This is a genomic window from Azospirillum sp., from assembly GCF_035627195.1.
In the GTDB taxonomy this organism is placed as follows: Bacteria; Pseudomonadota; Alphaproteobacteria; order Azospirillales; family Azospirillaceae; genus Azospirillum.
Genome location: NZ_DASPMG010000207.1, coordinates 1 through 2,026, shown reverse-complemented (window position 1 = coordinate 2,026; position 2,026 = coordinate 1). Strand labels below are relative to the sequence as shown.

The 2,026-nt window shown below is 68.1% G+C and carries 2 protein-coding genes and 1 pseudogene; all 3 read right to left on the bottom strand.

The features are described from left to right. Positions 1 to 55: 55 nt before the first annotated feature. Positions 56 to 553: an N-acetyltransferase gene (locus VED21_RS19215; RefSeq protein WP_324884979.1), complete on the bottom strand. Its 498-nt coding sequence runs from the start codon at positions 551 to 553 to the stop codon at positions 56 to 58. Positions 554 to 558: 5 nt separating this feature from the next. Further along, on the bottom strand, positions 559 to 897 hold the full coding sequence (locus VED21_RS19210; RefSeq protein WP_324884977.1) for a hypothetical protein: 339 nt from the start codon (positions 895 to 897) through the stop codon (positions 559 to 561). Between the two features lie 217 nt (positions 898 to 1,114). Continuing rightward, positions 1,115 to 2,026 (bottom strand): annotated as a pseudogene (locus VED21_RS19205) (nitrite/sulfite reductase); the annotation flags it as partial.

The following is a 2,026-nucleotide window of genomic DNA, read 5'->3' as shown; positions in this document are numbered from 1 at the left end:
ATCGTCATGCGCGGGCTTGACCCGCGCATGACGAAAATGGGGCAGCGTATTCAGCCTATCGTTCGGCTGAATGGCACCGTTTCACCATCTCGATCGTTTCGACCGGCGTACCGCAGATATCGCCGATGAAGCGGCGGGCCTCGGTCCAGCCGCGTTGGTGGTAGAACGCCTGTGCGTCGGTGTTGAAGGCGCGCACTTCCAGCCGTGCCGTGCCGTGGCTGGTGAAAATCCGGTGCTCGGCCTCGGCGATCATCGCCGTGCCGATGCCCTGGCGCTTGAAACGGGGATCGACGTGGATTTCGGCCAAGAGGTCGCCGTCCGCATGGTACAGGCCGACCATGCGCCCCTTCATTTCCGAGATGCGGAAGCCGGCCCAGTGGACGTCGATGTAGCGGCGGTCGGGGTCCTTCTCGGCATAGATCCGCACCGCCGGCAGCGGCAGTTCCGGCGCCCAGGTGGTGAACCACGAGCGGTGCATCAGTGCCGTAATGGCGTCGATGTCGGTTTCGGTGGCCGGGCGGATGACCAGGCTGTCGGTATCGGTGATGATCACGGCGGTTATCCTGGTACGGCCGGAATTTCCCGCCGCAAGTCCGGTTCGTTATGGATGAAGGTGACCTGGACGGCGCCCTTGAGGTCGTCCGTTCCTCGTGGCGGCGCGGCCAGGGCCGCCCGGCTGTCGGCGTCCAGGGTGATCCCGGCGGCCTCCAGACCGGCGTGCAGGACCCACAGGCCGGTGTCCGGCACCTCGAATCGCAGCGTCGCCAAGGCGTTCGACAGCAGGGTGAAATCCATGATCCAGCCGCCGGCGGCCAGGATCGCTTCCTTGGCGCGGTCGATCACCGCATGGCGGTTGGAGCGTGTCATGCCGTTCAGGCGCAAAAACCGGAACGTCATTGTCTCTCTCCCCTGGCTGCACCCGGCTGTACCGTCGTGCATCCCGATGCAACCGCCGCTGCAACTGGCTTCAGGGGTTAAGGTGTTGATCTGAAAATCGTTTTCCCGAGGCGCGCAACCGTGCAACCTTGCAACGATTTTCGCCGGAACCGGCGGCGGACTCTCCCCCTGAGCCGCCGCCATCCTGACACAACCTGTGAAGGAATTCAATAAAATATTACAACCCGGACAAGGCCCCTTCCAGGTCCTCCAGCGCCGGCCCGGCATCGTCCGGGGCTTCCACCAGGGCGCGGGCGGTGTCGAGCCACAGTGCCACCGCCTCGCGGAAGGCGTCCAGCGGCCCGGTTCCAGCGGCGAGCGCCTCATCCAGGCGGGCCAGATCGGCCGGTTTGTCGGCCCACACGGCGCGGACGAGGTCGAACACGGCCGCGGCCGGCGCCTCCTCCTCGATGGCCGAACCGCGACGGGTCAGCAGGCGGCGGGCGGCCCAGGCCAGAGCCTCCTGGCCGAAGGCGCGGGCCTGCTCAGGCCGACCGGCGAAGACGGCGCGGTCGAGGTTGATCAGGGCGTCGTCGGCCAGATCGGACAGCGGCCCATCGGGCAGGACGGGGGCGGCGCACTCGCCGCGCACCTTGGGCGCGCCCTGGAACACCTTGTCGTCGCCCCAGTCGGTGAAGGCGCTGCCGTCGGTCGCGGCCTCCAGCACCGGCCTCAGGAGTTCGGCAATGCCGTCCTTGCCCAGCCGCTCGGCCCAGCCGCGCACGTCCTCGCCGGGCTGGCGCTGGGCGGCGTAGCCGTGGCGCGCCAGTTCCAGCGCCCGCGTGGCGTGGCGGGCGGCGATGATCGGCCCTGACAGGCCGATGGCGTCGTGCCGACGGGCGTCGCCGCCGAAATGGAGCTGGTAGTGCGGGGCGACCTGATCGTCGATTTTCTTCGTCATGCCATGGAAGCCGAAGTCGGCGATATGGTGCAGACCGCACGAGTTGTGGCAGCCGGAAATGCGCACGCTGACGCCGCGCGCCGTCGCGTCGGTACGGGCCTGCTCCAGCACCTCGGAGGCGAAGCCCGGCGAGTTGGTGACGGCGATGCGGCAGGTGGTCGACCCCGGGCAGGAGATGACGTCGGGCAC